Here is a 23,202-nt window from a genome sequence, read left to right as displayed (position 1 = left end):
CACACATCATTCACATGAAATCGAAAGAATTTATTCGTTATTTTGGTCATTTTTAGCGCTTTTTCATAGCAAAATGAGAAAAGCAAGGCGAGGAACCGGCATCATGACTGCTCTCAATCATGGTAGTCGTCCTCCTCCTTGATTTTTCATAATTACTTTTTCTGTCCGTAGTAAGCGTTCTTTCCGTGTTTCCGCAAGTAATGCTTATCTTTGAGATCTTGCGGTACTTCTGCAACAGTTGGATTGATAGCTTCCGTATAGCGTGCCATACGAGCAGCTTCTTCAAGGACAACTGCATTATAAACAGCAGACTTTTCGTCCTTGCCCCAAGCAAATGGTCCATGGTTGCGGACAGTCACACCCGCTACTGCGAGCGGATCTAAGCCACGCTTGGCAAATTCTTCAACAATGACTTTACCAGTTTCTTTTTCATACTCGCCATTGATTTCTTCAGTTGTCAAAGCACGAGCGCAAGGAATAGCACCGTAGAAAGTGTCAGCATGCGTCGTACCATAACAAGGAATATCGCGACCCGCCTGCGCCCAAGCCACGCCTTCTGTCGAGTGCGTATGAACAATGCCACCCACTTCTGGAAATGCTTTGTACAACTCAACATGCGTCGGCAAATCTGATGACGGATTGAGATCACCTTCGACAATATTGCCATCCAAATCTGTCACAACCATATTTTCTGGAGATAGATTTTCATACGCCACACCGGAAGGTTTAATGGCAATCAAGCCCTTTTCGCGGTCAATCGCCGAGACATTGCCCCAGGTAAATTTCACCAAACCATGCTCTGGAAGTTCCATATTGGCTTTATAGACACGTTCTCGTAATTCTGGTACTAACATTTCATAACCCCGCTTTCTCAATGAGTGGATAAAGGAAATCTTGCGCTTCTTTGATAGCAGCTTTGGTTTCTTCCACCGTTTCACAATTTTCAGACCACATTTCAATCAAAAACGGACCTTGGTAATTGGTTTTCTTCAAAACGGCAAACATTTCTTCCCAATTGACACAGCCTTCACCAAAAGGTACATCGCGAAATTGCCCTTTAGAATGCTCTGTCACGGCATAGGTATCTTTTAAGTGCAACGTAGCAATTGCCTGATGACCAAGATAAAATTCACTCCAGAGGTCATTATGCCAAGCAGAAACATTACCTGTATCTGGATAGACAAAGAGATAAGGCGAATTGATTTCTTTCGCCACAGCCAGATATTTTTCAATGCTGTTGATAAATGGGTCATCCATAATTTCAATTGCCAGCATGACCTGCGCCTGCTCAGCCCAATCACATGCTCGTCGTAGATTTTTTAAAAAACGGGCGCGTGTTTCGGGTGATTTTTCTTCATAATAAACATCATAGCCGGCTAATTGAATGACCCGCACGCCTAAATCCTGTGCTAATTCGATACATTGTTTCATCGTTTCAAGTGATTTTGCTTCTAGCTCAGGATCATTTGAGCCCAAAGGATAGCGCCGATGACCGCTAAAGCAAATGCTTGGAATCCGCACACCTGTATCATAGATGGCTTTGATAAGTTCTAGACGTTCTTCTTTGGACCAAGTGAGACGTGCCAGCCGAGCATCGCTTTCATCAACCGACATTTCCACAAAGTCAAATCCCATTTCCTTAGCAAATTCTAACCGTTCCCGCCAAGAAAAATGCTTCGGCGTCGCCTTTTCATAAATTCCAATCGGACGTGCCATGACTTACCCCCAGATTCGCTTGATTTCGTCTTTGAAAGCACGCGCAGCTGCTGCTGGATTTTCAGCTTCTGTAATGCCACGTCCAGCAATAAAGGTAAAGACATCCACTCCTTCAAAAAGTTTGAGCGTGTCCACATTCAAACCACCCGTCACAGACACACGGAAGCCCATTTCAATCAATTTCTTAACTTTATTGAGATCTTTTTCACCCCAAGTTTCACCAGCAAGAAGTGCATCGCGTGATTGGTGATAAATGGCTTGCGAGATACCAGCATCCAACCAAGTCTGAGCTTGCTCATAAGTCCAGTCTCCGTAAAGTTCAATTTGAATCTCACCGCGCTTGCCACGTTCTTCTTGAATCGCTTTTAGAGCGGCTTTCATAGTTGGAATCGTTGCACAGCAAATGCAGGTCATCCAATCCGCACCGCGTACGGCATTATTTTTAGCAACTGTCCCACCAGCGTCAGCACATTTAGTGTCGGCTACGATGATTTTATCAGGAAATAAACTACGCAGCACTTCTACCAACTCACTGCCGACTTGCAGGAGGCAAACTGTTCCTGCTTCAATAACATCTACTTCATGCCCGACCGACACAGCCGCTTTAATGGCTCCTTGCAAGTCTGAATGATCTAGTGCAACTTGTAAATTTGGAAGACGTTTTGACATAATTTTCTCTCTTTCTATTCTTTTCTAATGGATTGAAACACAACCATTTACTAACTATCTAAATCCAATCCTTCTAAATAAGGACTATCTTTTGATTCATCAATTAAGGCTAAAACTTCTGCTTCTGTTTGACATGCCAGCAAACGGTCAATAGAATTTTCCAATTCAAAGAGGGCAATAATCTGTGGAATGGCAACACTCGTATGAATTTTTGAACTCGTTGCTGCAAGAGCTAACAAGACACTCACGCCTTTCCCGTCTGAGAAAGTTACAGGCTCTTTCAAAGTCACCAAAGAGAAGGCATCTTTTTGTACACCAGCTTCTGGACGAGCATGTGGCATCGCCATACCCGGCATCAAAATATAATAAGGACCATATCCTTCTGTGGATTTGATGATTGCATCATAATATTCAGGCTTAACAGCTCCGCTTTCAATCAAAGGGTCAACAGAAAGTTTGACCGCTTCTTGCCAAGTCGAAGCAGAAAGACCCAACCGAATGGATTTGTTTTCAATCAATGCTTGCTTTAAATTCATTGCTTCTTCCTTTCGTTGGAAATGGAAGCTCAAAACAGGTGGTGCGCATGAAATTCTGTACTATTTGACGAGCACAACGAATTCCAAGCTTTTCCACGTTTTTAGCTTCACACATCCTTTTAAGCGAATGGGAGTGGGACAGAACTTATCTTGAAAATTTTAAGTTCGTAGTCCCACCCCCGCAAAGGTGCTTAAACACTTATCAAGCTGTTTAAGATTGTAGATGAAGAAAACTTCGTTTTCTTCAAAGGTGCTCTTCCGAGCTTGAAAAGTGAATGAAGAGTCCAATCACCTACTGCGTCATTCGTTTAATACTAAATGAGATAGAGAATAAAATACTTTTTGCTCAGCCTCTATATCAATTTCTTAAGCGACGAGGCTGAGACGAACCTCTAACCGCATCATTCCAATACTTGTGATAATTTTTCAGTAATTTCTTTGTCGTCCATCAGATTATCCAGACCAATCAATTTACCATTTGTCCGTCCGTCCAATTCATGAATCAAATGAAGAGAGGCAATGACAATATCATAACCAGAAGCTAAACTTTTAGCTTCGCCCACACTGCATGAATTGACAGTAAAATCTGTTTGCCCTAGTTTACGTAGAGCGTTTTCTACTTTCATCTTAATCACCATAGATGAACCCATACCATTTCCGCATGCTGTTAATACCTTAACCATATTATTTTCCTCCGTTAATTAAATCTATTTTTATTCTTCTTCCGCTTGGACATCACCACGGTAGTACGCTTCCTTGTCTTTTGCTTTGGCAAATTGCAACTGCGGAATAATCAGCAAGAATACACAAACAAGAATGTAACCTACAATGCCAAGATATTTGAAAAGATAACCAAAACCAAGCCAAGGGAATTCAAAGTCAATATTTCCATGGTAACCACCGTAAGAAGCTAGACCGAGAAGTGCCACACAGAGAGCACCAAGCGCTACTTGCAATACACCTGAAATAAAGGACAAGATAACTGCCGCTTTCCAGCCGCCACGCTTATCTGCATAAACTGCAATCGCTGCATTATCAAAGAATACTGGAACGAAACCAGTGATAATCAGAATTGGATTCTTAAAGATAATTAAGAGCATAATGGTAATCAACTGACCAATTAAACCAAAAGCAAATCCTGAAAGCACCGCGTTTGGAGAACCAAATCCATAAGAAGCCGCAACGTCCACAGCTGGGAATGAACCAGGAAGTAATTTGTTAGAGATACCTTGGAAGGCATTCGTCAATTCTGCTACAAACATCCGTACCCCTTGCATCAAGACAAAGAGATAAACTGAGAAAGTAAAGGCTGTTTGAATGATATACATGTAAAAATCTTGCTTAGCAGGATTGTAAACTGTACCTGATGTGATAACTTTTGCATTGGACATGATATCTGGACCCAAGATTAAGAGAATGGCTCCAAAGAAAACCAACATCAACGTCGCCGAAGCAACGACTGTATCATGGAAAATAGACAAGAATTTTGGTAGTTTCAAGTTGTCAAGATTTTCTTCCTTCTTACCAAATTTACCTGCAACTTTATCCACAAACCAGATCGCAAATTGTTGTTGGTGACCAATCGCAAAACCACCGCCACCAGTTAAACGTTGTGTTGCTTCTACTGTCATATTAGAGCTGACTGCCCAGTAAAGTCCACAGATGACACCGATTGCCAGCACGCCCCAGCTATTACGCAATTGAGGAACAAGGAGAAGAACCATCAATGAAACGGTCGCTGCTTGTTGAACCATGATATGACCTGTAATGAACAGCGTCCGTACTTTCGTAATTTTCCGAAGAGCAACGAGCAGGATATTGACACCAAAACCAATCAAAAGTGCTGTTGTTGCTGCTCCGACAAAGTTTGGAAATTCTTCTGCAATCTTTGTATTTGCCGCTGTTAGTCCAAAGTATGGGTCAATAACCGCCGCACCAATCTTAAACTTAAAGTTCAAAGCCGCCAAAATCGGACGGAAAGTTGTTACCAAACCTCCAGCACCAACGTTCAACAGCATATAACCAACTGTCGCTTTGATGAAACCAGCATAGACATCATGCGCTGGTTTTTTCAATAACGCATAGCCAATGAGAACCAAAAGACCTACAAAGAAGGCTGGATTCTGCAAAATATTTTGCGAGAACCAGTTCAGAATGTTTAAAATGATGTTCATTTTAACTCTCCTTTTTTCTATTTTATTTGTTCTTTCTAAGTCTATTATAAAAGATGTAAGCGGTAACAAAAAGACCAAGAATTACACAAGCAACTGTTCACTCTTGGACTGTGAAAAATATGGGAGCCAAAAACGCCGAGAAATTTCTCAGCGTTTGAATAATGAAATTTATTTTTCAACTTGACTATCTGTTGCTTCCTCAATGACTAATTCACCATCTTTCAGGTCGGCTAAGAGATGTTTCACATCCAAATGATCCAGATGATAGTCGGTTACTTTGTCACGAATTTGTTGTTCAATCACACGGCGAAGCGGACGAACACCCATGACTTCATCATAACCTTCTTCTGCTAGATAAGCTTTTGCGGCATCCGTTACCGTCAGAGTGATGCTTTTTTTATCAAGCGTTTGGTTGACTTCAGCCAGCATCAATTCTACAATTTCAGCCAAGTCTTCCTTACCAAGATGTGAGAATTCAATAACCGCATTGAACCGGTTCAAGAATTCTGGACGGAAGTATGGTTTCAATCGATCCATAATTTTCATATCTTTTTCTTCGTCACCTGTAAAGCTTTCGTAGCCAAATCCTGCGTTAGAAGTTGCGATGATAACTGTATTCTTAAAGTTGACAGTATTTCCTTGCCCATCTGTCAAACGACCATCATCCAAAACTTGTAGTAACAATGTGACGACTTGCGGATCGGCCTTTTCAATTTCGTCTAGTAAAATGATTGAGTATGGATTCCGACGAACACGTTCTGTCAAGGTATTGCTGTTGTCATCATAGCCGACATAACCAGCTGTTGTACCAATCAACTTCGACACAGCCGTGCGGTCAGAGTATTCAGACATGTCCAAACGGATAATGGCTTCTTTAGTACCAAACATATCAAGCGCTAATTGCTTCGCTAGCTCTGTTTTTCCAACACCAGTTGGGCCGACAAAGAGGAAGCTACCAATCGGACGATTTCCTTCATCAAAACCTGCACGATTCCGACGAATAGCGCGCGCCACTGCTTCAACTGCTTCGTTTTGTCCAATGACTTTTGTCTTCAATCGCGCATTCATCTCTTTCAACCGTTCAATATCACTAGTCCCCATTTGGGAAACAGGAATACCCGTCATACGTTCTACAGATTCGGCTACATCATTGACAGTTGCAGTCACTTTCATGTCTTCCGTATGATTTTCAATCTTTTTTTCTAGCTCTTCAATACGCATCTTGGCATTCAAAGCAGTTTCAAAGTCTTCTTTTTCAACCGCAGCTTCTTGCTTTTTCTTTTGCTCTGCAATTTCACGTTCCACTGTATGCACATCTGTAACAGGATGTTGAGCTGCTAAGTGAGCCGCTGTCACATCCACTAGGTCAATCGCTTTATCTGGCAAACTGCGTTGCGGAATGTATTGAATCGAATAATCCACAGCCGCTTTTAACACTTCATCTGGCAAGATAACATTGTGATGTTTTTCGTATAAGTCACGAATTCCTTGTAAAATCTTATAAGTATCTTCTGCAGAAGGAGCATTTACCTTTACTTCATTGAAACGACGAGCCAGAGCTGCATTTTTCAAAATGGTGTTGCGGTATTCATCTTGCGTCGTCGCACCAATTACCGTTAAATCCCCGCGAGAAAGGGCTGGTTTCAAAATATCCGCCAAACCTTTAGAGCCACTATCTCCACCTGTGCTTCCAGCACCGAGGATTTGATGAATCTCATCAAAGAAGAGAATAACATTGCCCGCTTCTTTTACTTCAGAAACCAAATTTTGAATATTTTCTTCAAAGCTACCACGATACTGTGTACCTGCTTCTAATCCCGAAATATCTACAGAAATAATTTCTTTATTCTTAATAGCAGCAGGAACATCACCATTAACAATCGCCTGCGCCAAACCTTCAACAACTGCAGTCTTACCAACTCCAGCATCTCCGACTAGCACTGGATTGTTTTTCGTCCGACGAGACAGAATTTCTGCTGTTTCTTGAATTTCCTTGTTACGCCCAATGACGGGATCTAGCATATCTTGACGCGCTTCCTCTGTCAAATTACGACCCAACTTCGCTAAAATGCCATCTTGTTTTGGAGCAGTCGCTTGCCCTTGCATTTGTGGATTTTGAGCCTCCATTGCCTGTTTCGGAAGTTTCCCCGTTGCACGGTATTGTGCAAATTCCTCTGGTGTTACTTCACGTCCATTGATGAGATAACGCCGATTTTCACTATTAAAACCGCCCATTCTTCCCATCAATTGATTGAAAAGATCATCCATGTTATCAAAGTTGTTGTTCATATCTATACCTCACTTATTATTTTACATAATTTTTATAACCGCTTAAAATATAAGACAAAGTGAGTAACTCTATCTTTTGGATTTATACTTATAAGGACAGTTAATATTTTACATAATTTTAATCCTCTCTCAAAATAGAGATGAAATCTCTTTAACTGAACACAGCTAATAATTTCATCTTGTTTGAGCGAGTGTAACGGGCTTTCTTTCCGTTTACAAATGTAATTATATACTATAACAACAAAAAAGTCAATAGATTTTTAGAAAGAATTTACATAATTTTTGTTTTTCTTTTCTGACTGACTTTACTTTAATATTAGTCTTTCTAGTTTAAAATTTTATGTTTTACATAATTTTTTAAATCAGACTTCCACTTTATCTCAATGGGAAAAAAATCACCAAGCCAACACTTGATGATTCTTCATAGGTATTATTCAACTGTTACAGATTTAGCCAAGTTCCGTGGCTTATCCACATCAAGTCCACGATGTAGGGTTGCGAAGTAAGCAATCAACTGCGTAGGCACAACCATAGAAATTGGTGATAAATATGGATGAACAGACATCAAAACAATATCGTCCCCTTCTTTTGCCACGTTTTCTTCCACAATGGTCAAGACATTTGCACCACGCGCTACAACCTCTGACACATTTCCACGAGTATGGCTGGCCAATTGCTCGTCAGAAGAAATCAAGGCTAATACTGGCGTACCGTCTTCAATCAAGGAAATAGTTCCATGTTTTAATTCTCCTGCTGCAAATCCTTCACACTGAATATAAGAAATTTCTTTTAGCTTTAGACTAGCTTCCATAGCAACATAATAATCTTGACCACGACCGATATAGAAAGCATTGCGTGTTGTAGCGAGTAAATCACGCACTTTGTCGTCAATACCGTCTTTTTCAGATAGTGTAGCTTCAATTGCTTGCGCTACAATGGATAATTCATGCACTAAATCAAACGTTTTCGCTTTTTCATTGCCATTAGCATTTCCAACTGCTTTCGCAAGGAATGCAAGAGTCGCGATTTGTGCTGTGTAGGCTTTTGTAGAAGCAACCGCAATCTCTGGTCCTGCATGAAGTAGCATCGTGTGAGTCGCTTCACGAGACAACGTTGAACCCGGTACATTGGTTACAGTCAAGCTTGGAATTCCCATAGCATTGGCTTTGACCAAAACCTGACGGCTGTCGGCTGTTTCGCCAGATTGGCTAATCAAGATAAACATTGGTTTCTTGCTAAGCAATGGCCATCTGTAGCCCCACTCAGAAGAAATTCCCAATTCGACCGGTGTATCCGTTAATTCTTCTAGCATGCGCTTGGTCGCAAAACCAGCATGATAAGAAGTTCCAGCTGCCAAAATATACAAGCGGTCAGCTTCTTGAACGGCTTGGATAATGGCTGGGTCTACTGAGACTTTATCATTTTCAGCCGTATAAGCTTGAATGAGTTTGCGCATCACAGTTGGCTGCTCATCAATCTCCTTCAACATATAGTAAGGATAAGTGCCTTTACCAATGTCAGACAAATCAAGCTCTGCCGTGTAGCTTTCACGCTCAACAGGATTACCATCATAATCTTGCACTTGAACACCATCTTTTGTCACAATGACCAATTCTTTGTCGTGAATTTCCATAAATTCACTTGTTTCACGGATCATTGCCATAGCATCCGAGCAGACCATATTGTAGCCTTCTCCTAAGCCAACCAAAAGAGGGGATTTATTTTTGGCAACATAAACTGTATCTGCATCTTTTGCATCCATCAAAGCAAAAGCATAAGAGCCTTCGATAATATGAAGAGCCTTTTTGAATGCTTCAAGAACTGATAAATCCTCTTCCTCAACGAATTTTCCAATCAAGTGAACCGCAATTTCTGTATCCGTTTGACCTTTTAAATCATGTCCAGCGAGATAAGTGTTCTTGATGTCAAGGTAATTTTCAATCACACCATTATGCACCAAAACAAAGCGTCCAGTTTGAGAAGTATGTGGATGCGCATTGCTTTCGCTTGGTTTTCCATGTGTTGCCCAGCGTGTATGCCCAATACCAGCAGTTCCAGCCACATCAATCCCGATTTTTGCACGAAGATCAGCTATGCGACCAACTGATTTCACCAAACTAGATGTTTTCCCATTGGTCACAAAAATCCCAGCCGAATCATAACCCCGATATTCTAATTTTTCTAGACCTTGCATTAAAATATCTGTTGCATTTCGATTTCCAACAACTCCAACGATTCCACACATACTATTATTTATAGCAAACAACTTTCAGAAGTCTGCTATCTCCTCCTTCGTTTTATAAATTGGTATAGTCTAATCATAGCTATCCAAAACAAGCGAAATCAGTATATAATTTTATTGTGAATTTGTCAACAAGAAAATTGGTATAGTTCAAAAAGAAAGTATAGAGGAAATCAAAAGACTTTTAAACAGCTCATTCTCCCACCTGCACGGTTGATTCAGATATCTTTATCCACATTTTATGTTTCAGGAGTATTAGGTAATCACTTCAACAATCTTTTTTTCAAACAAAAATGAAAGAGAGTGAGACAGACATTCATTAGGGTGGCGCTCATGAATGTCTGTCTCAGCTTCTCTTCTTAAATATTATGACTTGTAAATTAAACGTTTTATTTTTGGTTTTTGAAGCACTCAACATCACGTGCAATAACTAATTCTTCATCTGTAGGAATGACAAGTACCTTCACTTTAGCAGCATCACTTGAGATGATACCTTCAGCTCCACGTACATTTTTTTCCGGTAAAATATCACAACCAAACCACGATAGACCTGAAATAACAGCTTCGCGCACCTCATCAGAATTTTCTCCGATGCCAGCTGTGAAAATAATCGCATCCGCACCATTTAAAACAGCAAAATATTGACCGATATGTTTTTGAATGCGATCAACAAAAATGTCAAAAGCCAGTTTACAATTATGATTGCCTTCATGCATTCCTGCAATAATGTCGCGCATATCACTTGATGTTTCAGATACTCCTAGAAGCCCAGACTGTTTGTTTAAAATATAATTGATGTCTTCTGGTGTATCAAAATCTTCTGTATGCTCTATCAAATAAGGAATAATCGCCGGATCAATATCCCCTGTGCGAGTTCCCATCATCACGCCACCTAGCGGAGTAAAGCCCATTGAAGTATCTACAGAAATTCCTTGATCAACCGCTGTAATGGAAGCACCATTCCCAATATGGCAAGTAATTAGCTTCAACTCTTCAAGTGGCTTTCCAAGCGCCTTTGCTGCTTCCTTGGCAACATACTGATGACTTGTACCATGCGCTCCATATTTACGCACTTTATTTTCGGTATAATATTTAGTCGGTAATGGATAACGATAAGCTTTTTCTGGCATTGTTGTATGGAAAGATGTGTCAAATACAACAACACTTGTAATATCCGGCAACAATTCTTTAAAGGCACGAATTCCTGCTGCATTTGCTTTGTTATGAAGTGGTGCAAGAAGTGCTAATTCTTCTACTTTTTGAATCACCTCTTCGCTATCAACAAGTGCAGATTCTTTAAAGTATTCACCACCTGCAACGACACGATGTCCAACACCTGTGATTTCTTCATAGGATTTGATAATACCAAAGCGCATCAAGTCATCTAACAAAATTTTTACAGCTTGCGTATGGTCATCAATATCCAAAATTTGCTTTTCTGCACGACTGCCAAATTTCACTGTTGAAATGGAGTCTTTGAGACCAATCCGTTCAATCAGTCCTTTGGCAATGACCTTTTCAGCTGGCATTTCGTATAATTGCCATTTTAAACTAGAACTTCCGGCATTGATTGAAATTGTTTTTGACATAAATTACCTCTTTTAAGCGTTTTCATTTATTATATCAAAAACTTGTTTAAATTTCACTTTCTCTGCTCCAATTTTGAAACTTTTCGCTAAATTCCAATAAATCGTTCTGATCTTGCAAATCAGACAAAGCATAAACAAACGGTTGAACAGCTTGTTCTTCTTGCTTTTTCAGCACAAAAATTGTCTTGGCATAAGCGGCATTTCCAAAGAGTGCTTCTGGCAATGCAATCATCGCAACTATCTGGGCATGCTTTTGTAGCCATTTCTTCAATAAATCACTTTGTGAGCTGCTCAATAAATCATTGGGGGCAAGGAAAATAGCATAGCCATCTGGTTTGAGATACTTGAGCGATTGCTCCATTAACAGATGATGAGCATAGGTATGCTCTTGTGTACTAGCCACTTCATAGCGCGCCGCAATGTTATCATCAGGATAAAAGCCAACTGGTAAATCACTGATAATCACATCGCTTTCTTTCAATACTTGCGGGCGCACCGCATCACCTTGCACAAAACTAACTTTTGCATCCATCACATCTGCGATACTGGCTGATATATCAATTAACAGATCGTCCAATTCCAGCCCTAGATAATCCACGTTTTTTTGTGTATTATTGAGAATCGTCTCAGCTAAATTCCCCATTCCACTACCAATTTCTAAAATATCAATGTGTTCTTTTTTACTCAATTGATCAATGAGAAAGGTTAAGATAAATCCAATAGAATCTGGAGTGAATTGATGATTGGCTTGCAAAGGCTCTGTTTGAGCCGCTTTCATCAGCAAAAATTGGTATGCTCGTCGCCATTCTTCTTTGTTTAATTTCAACGCTTTCAGTTTTTCATTGTTCTGTCGAACACTATCTAGTTCGATATTCCCGTCCAGATAGCTGCCATTTTGCTCTACCAAAGCATCATAAAAGCTCGTTAAAAGCTCATTTTGGATTTCTTGGACATTTTCTAACAAGAGCGCATAGGCCTGTTCAATTTTTTCAAAATTCATAGCATCCTCCGCTCCCTATCATACCAAAATTTAGCCTTTTTTGCGAGTTTACTCTGTTGCACGCACATCATTTATTCAATTCTTTACCCGTCTGCTTTACTTTTTCAGTCGGAAAGGAAAATTGATAACGGCGACCAGACTTCATTGTTACTGTCAGGATGAGCTCTTTCTCACCCTTTTGGTCTTGGACATGCCCTTTATCAAATTCTCTTTGCTTAGAATTTTCGTTGGCTAGAAGAGCCATTGCATAAGCCTGTGTTCGTTCTCGGTTTAGGGTGAAATTCCTGTGATTAGCAGTTTGACGATGAAGGTAAAATTGCAAAAGCAAGCTAAAAACTGCCGCTATAAAGAGGGCATAGAGCATAATGCCCGCTTTAACTTTCTGTTTCCACACGATAGACAAACTCCCTTTCTAATCCTCGCCTAAACGTCAGTCTGACATGAATCAGCTCATTTTTCTGTGAGATTTCTGCTTTTTTCACATCATAAACCATCGGCTGGTAACCTTTCCCATTCGCATTGGTTTTTCTAAAATCACGTCCACTTGACTTTCCAAATGCAATCACCTTGCCGTCCTGTTTCATATATAAACGATTATTCTCCACCTTTTCAAATGAAGAACGAGCCAACTCTGCTTCTAGTTGATCAGCAAACAAAAGCCATTCTCGTTGTTCACTATGTTGCCGGGCTTGAACTTCAAAAGCCAGAAGACGCGTCATTGACTGAAAAAGCAGCACACTTCCGCTGAGTACAAATAAGGCAATCAGAGCCTCTAAAAGGGTAAAAGCTTTCACTTTATTTGCCTTGAACACCGAGAATCAGCTCCTTCCCATGATAAATTTGAATACCTTGTTGACTTGTTTCAACACGCACTTCAATACCGTTCATTGTCAAATGACTTTGCTTTGTCTGCAAAGCCATTTTAGCTACCCTTAAAACTTCTTCTTCTCTAAGCAAGTCATTTTCTGCTTTTCGAGACTGGTGAATTTGTCCCAACAACAGGGTCACAATTGTCGCAAAAACAGCCAAAGCCAGCAGCGCCTCTAATAAAATTGTTCCTCTAACGCATTGTTTTCTTAAATTTTCCATTTCCTAGATATAATTGATACATAACTGTCTGCTTTTTTGTCTGAAAGACAATCTTTCCGAGCGATGAATTACCACCTGCCTTATCAAAATGAAGCGTCAAATCTTCTGGCGCTTGAATCGAACGAGGAACCGCCAAACGGTTGTAACCATTGGAAATCCTCTCGCGAGAAAAATTCATGTCCAATTGACTTTGAGCTGAACTGCTCAACTTCTGACTTTCCCGATAAAAATGCTCAAACTCCAGAAAGAAAATCTGCTCTTCCACCTGTTCAAAAGAAGAACGAACAGAGCCCGACACAGCAAGCAATAAGAAACTCGTTATAAATAAAGTCAGCAAACTTTCCAAAAGCGTAAATCCCTTAATCTGCAACGGAACGAGCTTCTTTTGTATGTTTCGCATAGTAAGCCTTATAAGATGCCGCTTGCTTGTCTGTAATCGTACCTTCGTTGACTAATTTTGAGAGTGTCGCTTTTTCATTAGTGTGATTGACCTCAAACAGCTCCGCTTGGCTTTCCACAACTTTTACCACCGCTGCATTTCCTTTTTCCGTCACCGCTTCTTTTTGCTTGGTCAAATTCGGTACAAATAAGAGCATCAAAACACTGATGATAAGAAGCACGACTAACATCTCTACTAAAGTAAAACCTTTAACCTTCAAACTTTTTAATTTTTTCATAATTGAACCTCCATATTTTGATAAATTGGCAGCAACATGGCTGCATACAACAATACAATCATTAAAGCCACAAAGACAAACACTAGTGGTTGGATGACATTCATCGCTTGGTGAACACGTTTAAAAAATGTCTCCCATGTTTTTTGAGCATAAACTTCTAATTCACGCCCCAATCTAGACTTCACTTCGCCGTATTCGATCATCAAGCCCAATTCCTTTTTAAAAAATGGGTATGTTTTAACCCTTTTCGAAAATTCCTGACCATTTTGCAGTGCAACTTCTAAATCTTTCCCAATTTCTTGAAATATAGCAGAGCGTTGTCCTTGCATCATCTGAAAAATCTGACTAAGTTCTAAACCTTGACCAATCATATTTCCCCATTCTCTCGCATAATAAGCTGTCAAATACGTTTGAATAAAAGCGCCAAAAAAGGGAAGGCGAGCTAACAAGCCAAATGTTGTTATTTTTGAGTTTTTTTGGAACCAATAAAAACCTATCGCTAACAAAACAAAGACTACTCCTAATGAACCCAGAAAAAGTTGCGGCAAATTACTGATAATCTGCGTTGCTACATTTTGACGATCGAGTTGCGGGAGTAAATAATTACGTAACCCCAGCATAATGAATATCAAAAAGACAAACAAAATAAAGGGATAAGTCGCCACTTCAACCAACTTTTTCTTAATTTTTGAGACATTTTCCAAGTATTCCTCAATCTTACTCAGGCTGAGTGAGAGATTTCCGTGTAATTCTGCCAGCGAAAGTTGTGTTACTACATTATCTGAAAAACCTAAGCTTGCCATGATGTCCGAAAAAGGCTTTCCTGTTGACAACCCCTCTTTCATCCTGTCCACATAGACTTCTTCTAACAAGGCACTTCGCTTCAAAAAGTCGATAATTTCTGCCAAATGAAAGCCACTAGAAAAAAGATTATTCAGTAACTCTACGACCTTTTTCTGCTTAACTGTGGATAATTTTTTCCGCTTCTGCTTGTTCAAGATTGATATGTCCTGCTGCATGAAGCTGATCAATCTGCCTATTCCAGTCGATTGGCTCGTGTTCTTGATACTTTTCACTGACAAAATCCACTATTCCTCCTTTTGCAATTAAACGTTGGTAACAAATCCCTTGCAAGACAATTTTCAGCTCGGCTTCTGTCACTCCTAATTCCAACAACCGTTCATAGACACCTCGTACGCTTTTAGCATGAATGGTTGAAAAGACAGTCACTCCTGTCAAGCTAGCTCGGACAACAGCCCGTGCTGTCTCCCCATCTCGAATTTCTCCGATGATTAGCAAATCCGGTCGGTGCCGTAGAGAAAGTTTAATCAAATTTTCATAAGTCAAACCAATCGCTTCATTTAATTGCAACTGTAACATGCTAGGCTGCTTGATTTCAACAGGGTCTTCAATGGACATGATTTGCTGACCAGCAAAACGCTCTTGGGCGAGTTGGTGCATGAGAGTTGTTTTTCCACTCCCTACTGGTCCCGAAAAAAGATAAAGCCCTCGCTGTTTGAAGCGTTCTTTTAACTCTGGGATTTGAGCAAACCAAAACTTCAACTCTGCCTCTTCATCATGTAATAAACGAATCACCAGACTTTCATATCCACGATAATCCCCTACTGTTGACAGTCGTAGTGACGTTTGCTTGTCACCATATTGATAATCACAAGATCCTAACTGGCTTCTACGTTTTTCGCCGACATTCATTCCAGCGGTAAACTTGAAATGACTAATTACTGCTGCCATCTCTTCAAATGCATACTGTTGTATAAAACGCCGTTCATCGCCAATTCGCATGTATAGCTCATACATATTTTCTTTTGGAACAACGTAAATATCCTGAGCCTGTTCTTCCTTAGCTTGGCAAATAATAGCCTGTGCAATATTTTGAACCATATCTCCTCCTCACTTTATACTATTCGCAGAAGAAAATAAAAAATGGTGAAAAAATCACCATTTTGCAAATTATTTAAATGTTAGAGAGCAGGCACGATGTTCTTCTTCACTATTTTGTTTATTGTAGCCCGGCTGCATTTTTTCTTTAGGAATAACAGTATCATTTTCTAACAGAGCCAGAGAATGATACTGCTGAACAGAGTCGCCACATTCCTCGCACCAACGCAAATCTCCTGCATCCCAAAAAATAGACATCAAATCACTTCGACTTTTATAGAAAGGAAAAGAATCTGCCAACTTCAGCCATTGGCGTTTATAATATTTTAAAGCAGCATAATAGTTATCAAAATGCTGTACTGATACGATATTAGCTTCCCAGCCGTCGAAAAACCACCACGGTTCATCTTTGCCATACATTTCAATAACACGATACACCTGCTTCACCTCCCTTTGTTCTGTTTATTATACCGAAAATGTCATAATTTTCAATAAATATGCTCCATTATACCAGTTTTTTCGCCATTTGCTCAAAACTGTAGAAAAAAGTGGCATTATTCTGATTAGTCGTTTTTCATTCATCAAGAAAACGAGACTTTTTCTAAGCCTCGCTCCCAATTTATTAATACAAATCAAGGTAGTTGTCTACTTCCCATTGGGAAACAAAAGTGGCATAGCTTGCCCATTCGATGCGTTTTGCTTCTACAAAACTTGTATAAATATGGTTCCCAAGTGCAGCTTTTACAACTTCATCTTCTGTCAGTGCTTTCACTGCATTATGTAGAGTAGAAGGAAGGTCTGTAATACCCGCTTCTTTGCGCTCTTCTGCTGTCATGACATAGATATTTTCTTCAATCGGAGCAGGGGCTTCAATTTTATTTTCAACCCCATGAAGTCCAACTTCAAGAAGAACCGCCATAGCAATATAAGGGTTAGCCATTGGGTCAACAGAGCGCAATTCCAAACGAGTTCCCATACCGCGTGAAGCTGGCACACGAACAAGTGGAGAACGATTTCGTCCTGCCCAAGCAATATACACAGGAGCTTCATACCCCGGAACCAAACGTTTGTAAGAATTGACAGTTGGGTTCATGATAGCTGTATAATTGTAAGCATGCTTAATTAAGCCACCAAGAAAATAGTACGCTGTTTCTGATAATTGCATACCATTTGGATCTTCCGGATCAAAAAATGCATTTTGACCATCTTGATTAAAGAGTGACATATTACAGTGCATACCTGAACCGGCAATACCAAATTTTGGTTTTGCCATAAACGTTGCGTACAGACCATGCTTACGAGCAATTGTTTTGACAACCAGTTTGAACAATTGAATCTTATCACAGGCACGAAGTACTTCATCATATTTAAAGTCAATTTCATGCTGGCCAATAGCTACTTCATGATGACTGGCTTCTACTTCAAATCCCATCGTTGTAAGGACATTGACGATTTCACGGCGTGTATTATCAGCCAGATCAGTCGGCGCAAGGTCAAAGTACCCACCCTTATCATTCACTTCAAGAGTTGGATCGCCATTCTCATCGAGTTTAAATAAGAAAAATTCTGGCTCAGGACCTAAATTAAAGGATTTGAATCCTAATTCTTCCATGTGACGTAAAGCGCGTTTTAAATTTCCACGTGGATCTCCTTTAAAAGGCGTTCCTTCCGTCGTATAGACATCGCAAATCAGTCCTGCGACACTTCCGTTTTCGTCTCCCCAAGGGAAAACCGTCCATGTATCCAAGTCAGGATAAAGGTACATATCTGACTCATTGATACGCACAAAACCTTCAATGGAAGAACCGTCAAACATTACTTTATTTGACAAAACTTTATTCAGCTGTTCATCGGTCGCTGGAATTTCAACGTTTTTCATCGTTCCTAAAACATCCGAAAACATCAAACGGATAAAGGTAACATTTTTTTCTTTCACTTCGCGACGAATGTCAGCTACTGTAATTGGCATGAGTATCTCCTTATGAAATTTAAAAAAAATTGATATTGGTCAATGCATACGACCAAATGGTGGAAGGGAAGAAGCAAAGCGACCTTGTTGTAAAATGTCTTTATGAAGGGCTCGACGAACGTCTTTCTCACTCACCGGCTTCTTGTATTTCGCTTCGCGCTCGGCATATTTTCGCTTAATCGCAGCAATATTGTAACCTTCTGAAATGTAATCTTTAATCTCCAACAAGCGATCCATATCATTTAATGAATACATGCGGCGATTTCCTTCATTTCGATCAGGCTTGATCAATTCTTGATCTTCATAATAACGAATCTGACGTGCTGTCAAATCCGTCAATTTCATAACGCTACCAATGGGAAAAACAGCCATATTGCGACGAAATTCTTTTTCCTTCATTGCAAATTCCTTTCTCATGCTCTATTATAATCTGAAAAAATTTCTATGTCAAGAACTCATGTTATATTTTCTAACATTATTCTTCGTTTTTTAATTTCAATACTTTCCGCAAGCGATCCACATCAGAATTGACCAGCATGGCAACGAAAACCCCCATGAACGTCTCAAAGACACGTGCAAATACATACAAAACTGTCTCTCCTGTGGGAATAGATAAAGTAATAATCAGCATGGCAGAAACACCACCAATCACTCCCGCTTTGTTGTTCATAGCGACATTTGTCATAATCGTTAACATCGTACAAAGAGGAACAACCAGTAAGGTCACCCAAAACTGCTCATGAAACAGGTTATTGATGAGAAAGAAGAGCAAGGCATACAAACCACCAATACTATTTCCTAAAATACGAGAGGTTCCAAAATGGACGCTCTTATCAAAATCTTCGCGCAAACTGAAAACAGCTGTCAGAGCACCAATCTGTAACCCTTTCCAGCCAAAAAGCCCAAAGACAAGCAGAACAATAAAAACCGCGACCCCCGTTTTAAAGGTTCGCATTCCTAATTTAAATTTCGACTTATCAAACTTATACTTCTTAAAATAACCCATTCACGCATTTCCTTTTATCTTTATTCTAACATATTTTAGAGAAAAGATAATGAACTTTCTTATGGAATTATATTTTTCCAATAAAAAAAGTGGAACAACTAACTATTCCACTTTCATTATTTAATGATTTCTATGTATAGGAAAAGTTTATCAATAAGGGTAAATATAAGTTACCTTTCCATAAAATATTGTAGGGTCAAACCAACCACGGTAATTGTTAACTTGTTTTTGACCTTTGTAATTTGACTCCAGCACTTGAATTGCGCGATTATTTGCCACAGCTGTTACATAGGCTACATGTCCAAATTGACCGCCATCCCAAACAGCAATGGCTCCAACTTGAGGAGTTGTTCCTATACGAAAGCCTGAGTATGCAGCATTGGCAACCCAATCTTTTGCATTTCCCCACCAATTACTAGCCCAAGGTGCCAATGTTTTTACACCCCAAGCGCATTGACCAACTGGATAAGAGTTTCCTGTTGTTGTAGGCGTATTTAGTACCACATCCTCTGTATCAGAACTTGGACCTGCACTTGTAGCAGTTGGTTGTGCTACTGCATTTGTCTGACTAACAGTAGTAGCCGTTGGGCCATTTACTTGTAACGTATCTACAGGAAGGATAGTATCGTAAATTATTTTTCCATTTTTTGCCGCTAAATCATAGGGACTCATTCCAAATTTTGTCGCAATATCATAAAATGAATCACCATATTGAACTGTATAGGCATCTGCTTTAGCTGTGTTTTTACTTACTATCAACAATAAAACAGCTGCTGAGAGCCCAACTGTAAACTTGCCTATATGGGGATACTTAGATAATTGACTGACTTTCATAACCTTCTCCTTTTTCTATTTCCTATCCTATATTACTATATAATTATTGCATAAATTTTAATCCTATATTTTGAAATCATTACAAAAAATAAGGTTAAAAGACAGAAGCTTAAAATCTATCTTTTAGCCTTATTAAAATAGCCATAAATTAACGGAAAATCTCAAGTCAATCCAACCAAAACTTAGTCATTCTCCTCTGTTTTCCGTTTTAACTGTCCTAAGCCTAAAACACTTAACAATGCAGCTACTCCCAAGTAAGGCATATAGCTCACACTCGTTCCTGTTCTTGGAAGGCTTGGAACAGCTAAAGCATGAAGTGCCTGCTTCGGTTTAGCTGGAGTTGATGGGGTTGATGGGGTTGGAGTTTTCGGTTTTGGTGTCGTTGTACGAACTGTATTAGATGCGTAAGTCACACCATTAACCGTATTTACATAGGTATTTTCAAAAGTACCAACTGCAATCCGTTTCATTTGGACATAGCTTTCGGCTTGGAAAGCTGAATCAACTGAAACAGAGCGTAAGAAATCTTCCTTGAATTTAATCGTAATGATTCCTTTAACTGAATCAACTTCTGCTTCCGTATACTTCGTTAAATCATCACCTGATTTGATAACTGTTCCATCTTTAAGAGTCATATCAACCTTGGCAAAGACCTTATACTGACCAGTATATTGATCGCCTGTTTGATCATAATCATCAGAGAAACTGTATTCAAAGAGCTCTTCTGAATGATTTGAAGGAATGATACCACCGATTAAACGGTAATTAAAGACTGTATTTAACGGAAGTGTTTGACCATCCACATTGTTGGTGTCTGCGGGATCCAATGTTAAAGTGACATCCTTTTTAGGATCAATTTTAGGAACATTATTCGTGACAATATTGGATTCATAACCATTACCAAAGTCAATTTGGTAAGCTCGGTTTTCATAGCTGCCACCTGTTTGACCCATTTGTGCTTTCACCACCATTGGAGAGACAAGCGTCAAATTGATGCCTGTTTTAACATAAGTATCATAAAACGCTTGTGGATCATCTGCCGTAAAGACTTGGAAAGCACCTTTAGGATGAATACGGGCTTTGGTAAGCATATCTTTAACTGCTTGAGGTGCAGTCTCCACACTCTTATAATGAGCGACGCTGACACCTGTTACAGGATTTCCATTAGCATCTTTCATCGCCACTAAATCCTGACGTAAATCCAGTGCTTCTTCTGGATAATCATCAACATAATAGAACCCTTTTTGAATGGTATCCGCTGACGATTTGTCTCCTTTGTATTGATCCAAATCCCAAGTCAGCTCATAATAATTAGTTGATCCTGCAAGAACAGTCTTCCCATCAATCACCACACCGTCTTTGTTCTTGTTTACTTTACTTGGTTTGATGTAGTTGTTACTTGGATTATCCGGATCGTTTGGTTTGCCCGGTGTTGTCACACGAACGATATTGGATTTAATTCCATAAGCATCATTGACTGTTAGCGTGAAGTTATTCTTATAAGTTGCACCATCATTAAGGACTTGTCCCACTACAATCGGATAAACCGTTGCTACTGACTTGGTCAGATCCGCATTAAAAGCAGCCAAAGTTTGTGCAGTTGCTTTGAAGGTAACTGTATTCGTCGCTGAATCATAGCTAACATCAAAGCCAGGACTAGCTACTTTCGTTGCCTCAAGATCCAATTGATAGCCAGAGGGTAATGGATCGACTAAAACAAAGGAAGTCGTCTTATCCCGTCCAGCTGGTAGATCAGCCGTCTTCAATTGAAATTTAACAGTCGATTGTTTCGCCACTAAGGTTTTATCAATATCTACATCATTATTATTTTTGATTTCTTTATTGACTTGTGGCTGTACGGCTAACTTAAAGTAATGGTAGTGAACAGTCGGTACAGCAGGAGTCGGAGGCGTCTTCTTATAGACAGGATCTGCTGGTAGCGTTGGTAACACCTCATAAGTTGGTTCAGCAGGTTTGTTTGGTTCCGGTTGATCTGGTGTTGGGGTTGGCGGTGTTGGCTCTGCCTCATAGCTTGGCGCAACAGGAGCCGGCTCTAATGGTTTTTCAGTCTCATAAGTTGGTTCTGTCGGCTTATTGGGCTCTTCCTGATCCGGAGTTCTGGTTGGCGGTGTTGGCTTTGCTTCATAGGTCGGAGCTACTGGATCTGGCTCTAATGGTTTTTCGGTCTCATAAGTCGGCTCTGTCGGCTTATTGGGCTCTTCCTTGTCCGGAGTTCTGGTTGGCGGTGTTGGCTTTGCTTCATAAGTCGGAGCTACTGGAGCCGGCTCTAATGGTTTTTCGGTCTCATAGGTTGGTTGAGCGGGAGATGTTGGTTCCACCGGTGGTGTTGGTTTTTCCTTGGTCACCTTAGGAACATTAACCGCACGAATCTTACCATTGAGGGAGTACCAAATATTTGGTTTTTTCCCTTCTGTATTGTCTTTTCCGTTGACTTTAGGCATTTCAGAAACGGACATTACATTTGTTGCGGAGGTTGCACCTACTGTAACTTTGTTATTAGACCCAGACATCTTAATAGCACCTGCACCATACCAGGAGTTAGGGGCATCTGAAGTATCCCAACCAGAACCTGATTGACTGTTCTTATACATAGTCCAACGGGCACCGCCTTCACCCTGTTTAAAGTTTAGGGTATCCGTTGCATAAATCATACCATTTTTCTCACCAATGGATGACCCTGAAATTTTAACGAATTTACCTGTATAATCTTTAGCCATTTCAATAGAATTATGTTCACGATTAAGAGAAGCTACTGATAGCAGGGCATTGTCAAAGTTGATCGGATTTCCCTCTTCGTCATAAAAAGTAAATTCATTTTTAATGAAGATGGAAGTATTTTGCTCTACCTGACCAGTATAAGCGGAAGCAAAAACACCTAAAGTTGGATCAGTGAAAATACCTAACCAAACCTTTTGACCCTTAAATTTTGATTCAGGGTCTACTGTATACTTGTAAACAATTTTAGAAATCTTTTTACCATTATAGTAGGAATTTTGAAGATTAGTATAGGTTGCCGTAGCACTTTGACCGCGCTCTAAGAGTACAGAACCCCACTTTGCCACACCAGAACTGCTGACTGTTGTAGTCCAACCTGCTTTAGTGCCAAAATTACCATAAAGTTCCATAGATGAAGCCACATCATCAACCTGCTCTAAGTTGCTTATATCTAAATCATCTAACTGCAGGATCTTTTGATCATATTTTCCTTTTGACGTACTTTTGCTAAATGCATCATCCACAGCAGAAGCCTTAAGGAACTTCCCATTTGTTGTCAAAGATAGATTTGCATTTGGTTCAAGATCGTAGACCAAGCTTTGAGCAGAAGGTTCAGTTAAGTTCCCATCTTCATTTTTATGTTTTTCTAGTTCAGCTAGCGCTGCCTTAATAGCTGCCTGTTCATCTTCATAGGCTTTGAGCTTGCTTGGATATTCAGCTAGATCTTTTTGATATTTAGCAAGATCCGCTTGGTATTGAGCTAATTTAGCTTCATAA

General features: G+C 39.9%; 23 protein-coding genes. All 23 read right to left on the bottom strand.

Annotation, left to right across the window (positions count from 1 at the left end):
• Positions 1 to 152: 152 nt before the first annotated feature.
• The gene (locus tag HMPREF3249_RS01830; protein ID WP_039677616.1) at positions 153 to 854 is read right to left on the bottom strand and encodes an L-ribulose-5-phosphate 4-epimerase; all 702 of its coding nucleotides are present in this window, start codon (positions 852 to 854) and stop codon (positions 153 to 155) included.
• Between the two features lies 1 nt (position 855).
• On the bottom strand, positions 856 to 1,716 hold the full coding sequence (locus tag HMPREF3249_RS01825; RefSeq protein ID WP_070867454.1) for an L-ribulose-5-phosphate 3-epimerase: 861 nt from the start codon (positions 1,714 to 1,716) through the stop codon (positions 856 to 858).
• 3 nt (positions 1,717 to 1,719) lie between these two features.
• Positions 1,720 to 2,385, bottom strand: a complete 666-nt coding sequence (locus HMPREF3249_RS01820; protein WP_070867453.1) for a 3-keto-L-gulonate-6-phosphate decarboxylase UlaD — start codon at positions 2,383 to 2,385, stop codon at positions 1,720 to 1,722.
• A 50-nt stretch (positions 2,386 to 2,435) separates the two neighbouring features.
• Positions 2,436 to 2,921, bottom strand: coding sequence for a PTS sugar transporter subunit IIA (locus HMPREF3249_RS01815; protein WP_022525964.1), 486 nt, complete (start codon positions 2,919 to 2,921; stop codon positions 2,436 to 2,438).
• Between the two features lie 401 nt (positions 2,922 to 3,322).
• A complete protein-coding gene (locus tag HMPREF3249_RS01810) occupies positions 3,323 to 3,604 on the bottom strand; it encodes a PTS sugar transporter subunit IIB (protein ID WP_003032305.1) in 282 nt (93 codons plus the stop codon).
• A 30-nt stretch (positions 3,605 to 3,634) separates the two neighbouring features.
• Positions 3,635 to 5,095: a PTS ascorbate transporter subunit IIC gene (locus HMPREF3249_RS01805; RefSeq protein ID WP_070867452.1), complete on the bottom strand. Its 1,461-nt coding sequence runs from the start codon at positions 5,093 to 5,095 to the stop codon at positions 3,635 to 3,637.
• 168 nt (positions 5,096 to 5,263) lie between these two features.
• Positions 5,264 to 7,384: an AAA family ATPase gene (locus tag HMPREF3249_RS01795; protein WP_070867450.1), complete on the bottom strand. Its 2,121-nt coding sequence runs from the start codon at positions 7,382 to 7,384 to the stop codon at positions 5,264 to 5,266.
• Between the two features lie 430 nt (positions 7,385 to 7,814).
• Positions 7,815 to 9,629 (bottom strand): glutamine--fructose-6-phosphate transaminase (isomerizing), encoded by a 1,815-nt coding sequence (gene glmS / locus HMPREF3249_RS01790; protein ID WP_049533317.1) that lies wholly within the window; start codon positions 9,627 to 9,629, stop codon positions 7,815 to 7,817.
• Positions 9,630 to 10,015: 386 nt separating this feature from the next.
• Positions 10,016 to 11,215, bottom strand: coding sequence for an acetate kinase (locus tag HMPREF3249_RS01785; protein ID WP_059221230.1), 1,200 nt, complete (start codon positions 11,213 to 11,215; stop codon positions 10,016 to 10,018).
• Positions 11,216 to 11,261: 46 nt separating this feature from the next.
• Positions 11,262 to 12,215: a class I SAM-dependent methyltransferase gene (locus tag HMPREF3249_RS01780; RefSeq protein WP_059221232.1), complete on the bottom strand. Its 954-nt coding sequence runs from the start codon at positions 12,213 to 12,215 to the stop codon at positions 11,262 to 11,264.
• Between the two features lie 67 nt (positions 12,216 to 12,282).
• Positions 12,283 to 12,609 carry a competence type IV pilus minor pilin ComGG gene (gene comGG / locus HMPREF3249_RS01775; RefSeq protein ID WP_003028477.1) on the bottom strand — a complete coding sequence of 109 codons (327 nt, stop codon included), beginning with the start codon at positions 12,607 to 12,609 and terminating at the stop codon, positions 12,283 to 12,285.
• Positions 12,590 to 13,027 carry a competence type IV pilus minor pilin ComGF gene (gene comGF / locus HMPREF3249_RS01770; protein WP_003028476.1) on the bottom strand — a complete coding sequence of 146 codons (438 nt, stop codon included), beginning with the start codon at positions 13,025 to 13,027 and terminating at the stop codon, positions 12,590 to 12,592. The genes comGG and comGF overlap by 20 nt, the downstream gene beginning before the upstream one ends.
• Positions 13,011 to 13,304, bottom strand: coding sequence for a competence type IV pilus minor pilin ComGE (gene comGE / locus HMPREF3249_RS01765; protein ID WP_003028475.1), 294 nt, complete (start codon positions 13,302 to 13,304; stop codon positions 13,011 to 13,013). Before comGE ends, comGF begins: the two co-directional genes overlap by 17 nt.
• Positions 13,276 to 13,704, bottom strand: coding sequence for a competence type IV pilus minor pilin ComGD (comGD, locus tag HMPREF3249_RS01760; protein WP_037582611.1), 429 nt, complete (start codon positions 13,702 to 13,704; stop codon positions 13,276 to 13,278). The genes comGE and comGD overlap by 29 nt, the downstream gene beginning before the upstream one ends.
• Positions 13,664 to 13,981: a competence type IV pilus major pilin ComGC gene (comGC, locus tag HMPREF3249_RS01755; protein WP_003028473.1), complete on the bottom strand. Its 318-nt coding sequence runs from the start codon at positions 13,979 to 13,981 to the stop codon at positions 13,664 to 13,666. Before comGC ends, comGD begins: the two co-directional genes overlap by 41 nt.
• Positions 13,978 to 15,000, bottom strand: coding sequence for a competence type IV pilus assembly protein ComGB (gene comGB / locus HMPREF3249_RS01750; protein WP_180363191.1), 1,023 nt, complete (start codon positions 14,998 to 15,000; stop codon positions 13,978 to 13,980). Before comGB ends, comGC begins: the two co-directional genes overlap by 4 nt.
• A complete protein-coding gene (gene comGA / locus HMPREF3249_RS01745) occupies positions 14,942 to 15,883 on the bottom strand; it encodes a competence type IV pilus ATPase ComGA (protein ID WP_003028470.1) in 942 nt (313 codons plus the stop codon). The genes comGB and comGA overlap by 59 nt, the downstream gene beginning before the upstream one ends.
• Positions 15,884 to 15,952: 69 nt before the next feature.
• Positions 15,953 to 16,318, bottom strand: a complete 366-nt coding sequence (locus HMPREF3249_RS01740) for a DUF1033 family protein (RefSeq protein ID WP_022525291.1) — start codon at positions 16,316 to 16,318, stop codon at positions 15,953 to 15,955.
• Between the two features lie 184 nt (positions 16,319 to 16,502).
• Entirely contained in the window at positions 16,503 to 17,849 is a 1,347-nt protein-coding gene (gene glnA, locus HMPREF3249_RS01735; RefSeq protein ID WP_022525292.1) for a type I glutamate--ammonia ligase, read from the bottom strand.
• A gap of 39 nt (positions 17,850 to 17,888) precedes the next feature.
• A complete protein-coding gene (locus HMPREF3249_RS01730; RefSeq protein ID WP_003028467.1) occupies positions 17,889 to 18,248 on the bottom strand; it encodes a MerR family transcriptional regulator in 360 nt (119 codons plus the stop codon).
• A 76-nt stretch (positions 18,249 to 18,324) separates the two neighbouring features.
• On the bottom strand, positions 18,325 to 18,855 hold the full coding sequence (locus HMPREF3249_RS01725; RefSeq protein WP_059221234.1) for an FUSC family protein: 531 nt from the start codon (positions 18,853 to 18,855) through the stop codon (positions 18,325 to 18,327).
• A 150-nt stretch (positions 18,856 to 19,005) separates the two neighbouring features.
• Positions 19,006 to 19,689, bottom strand: a complete 684-nt coding sequence (locus tag HMPREF3249_RS01720) for a CHAP domain-containing protein (protein WP_003028465.1) — start codon at positions 19,687 to 19,689, stop codon at positions 19,006 to 19,008.
• Positions 19,690 to 19,871: 182 nt separating this feature from the next.
• Positions 19,872 to 23,202, bottom strand: a 3,331-nt coding sequence (locus HMPREF3249_RS01715) for an antigen I/II family LPXTG-anchored adhesin (RefSeq protein WP_070867449.1), incomplete at its 5' end; no start/stop codon positions are given.

It is taken from the genome of Streptococcus sp. HMSC36C04, from assembly GCF_001839535.1.
In the GTDB taxonomy this organism is placed as follows: domain Bacteria; phylum Bacillota; class Bacilli; order Lactobacillales; family Streptococcaceae; genus Streptococcus; species Streptococcus hominis.
The sequence above is the reverse complement of the archived record's forward strand: the minus strand, read 5'-3'. Positions and strand labels throughout refer to the sequence as shown.

Coding starts and splice junctions, on each gene's coding strand:
- HMPREF3249_RS01815 (WP_022525964.1), bottom strand. CDS start 2,921: ATGAATTTAAAGCAAGCATTGATTGAAAACAAATCCATTCGGTTGGGT.
- HMPREF3249_RS01720 (WP_003028465.1), bottom strand. CDS start 19,689: ATGAAAGTCAGTCAATTATCTAAGTATCCCCATATAGGCAAGTTTACA.
- comGE (WP_003028475.1), bottom strand. CDS start 13,304: ATGGAAAATTTAAGAAAACAATGCGTTAGAGGAACAATTTTATTAGAG.
- HMPREF3249_RS01825 (WP_070867454.1), bottom strand. CDS start 1,716: ATGGCACGTCCGATTGGAATTTATGAAAAGGCGACGCCGAAGCATTTT.
- HMPREF3249_RS01830 (WP_039677616.1), bottom strand. CDS start 854: ATGTTAGTACCAGAATTACGAGAACGTGTCTATAAAGCCAATATGGAA.
- comGA (WP_003028470.1), bottom strand. CDS start 15,883: ATGGTTCAAAATATTGCACAGGCTATTATTTGCCAAGCTAAGGAAGAA.
- glnA (WP_022525292.1), bottom strand. CDS start 17,849: ATGCCAATTACAGTAGCTGACATTCGTCGCGAAGTGAAAGAAAAAAAT.
- HMPREF3249_RS01730 (WP_003028467.1), bottom strand. CDS start 18,248: ATGAAGGAAAAAGAATTTCGTCGCAATATGGCTGTTTTTCCCATTGGT.
- HMPREF3249_RS01795 (WP_070867450.1), bottom strand. CDS start 7,384: ATGAACAACAACTTTGATAACATGGATGATCTTTTCAATCAATTGATG.
- comGD (WP_037582611.1), bottom strand. CDS start 13,704: ATGCGAAACATACAAAAGAAGCTCGTTCCGTTGCAGATTAAGGGATTT.
- HMPREF3249_RS01805 (WP_070867452.1), bottom strand. CDS start 5,095: ATGAACATCATTTTAAACATTCTGAACTGGTTCTCGCAAAATATTTTG.
- HMPREF3249_RS01785 (WP_059221230.1), bottom strand. CDS start 11,215: ATGTCAAAAACAATTTCAATCAATGCCGGAAGTTCTAGTTTAAAATGG.
- glmS (WP_049533317.1), bottom strand. CDS start 9,629: ATGTGTGGAATCGTTGGAGTTGTTGGAAATCGAAATGCAACAGATATT.
- HMPREF3249_RS01820 (WP_070867453.1), bottom strand. CDS start 2,385: ATGTCAAAACGTCTTCCAAATTTACAAGTTGCACTAGATCATTCAGAC.
- HMPREF3249_RS01810 (WP_003032305.1), bottom strand. CDS start 3,604: ATGGTTAAGGTATTAACAGCATGCGGAAATGGTATGGGTTCATCTATG.
- comGC (WP_003028473.1), bottom strand. CDS start 13,981: ATGAAAAAATTAAAAAGTTTGAAGGTTAAAGGTTTTACTTTAGTAGAG.
- HMPREF3249_RS01780 (WP_059221232.1), bottom strand. CDS start 12,215: ATGAATTTTGAAAAAATTGAACAGGCCTATGCGCTCTTGTTAGAAAAT.
- HMPREF3249_RS01725 (WP_059221234.1), bottom strand. CDS start 18,855: ATGGGTTATTTTAAGAAGTATAAGTTTGATAAGTCGAAATTTAAATTA.
- comGB (WP_180363191.1), bottom strand. CDS start 15,000: ATGCAGCAGGACATATCAATCTTGAACAAGCAGAAGCGGAAAAAATTA.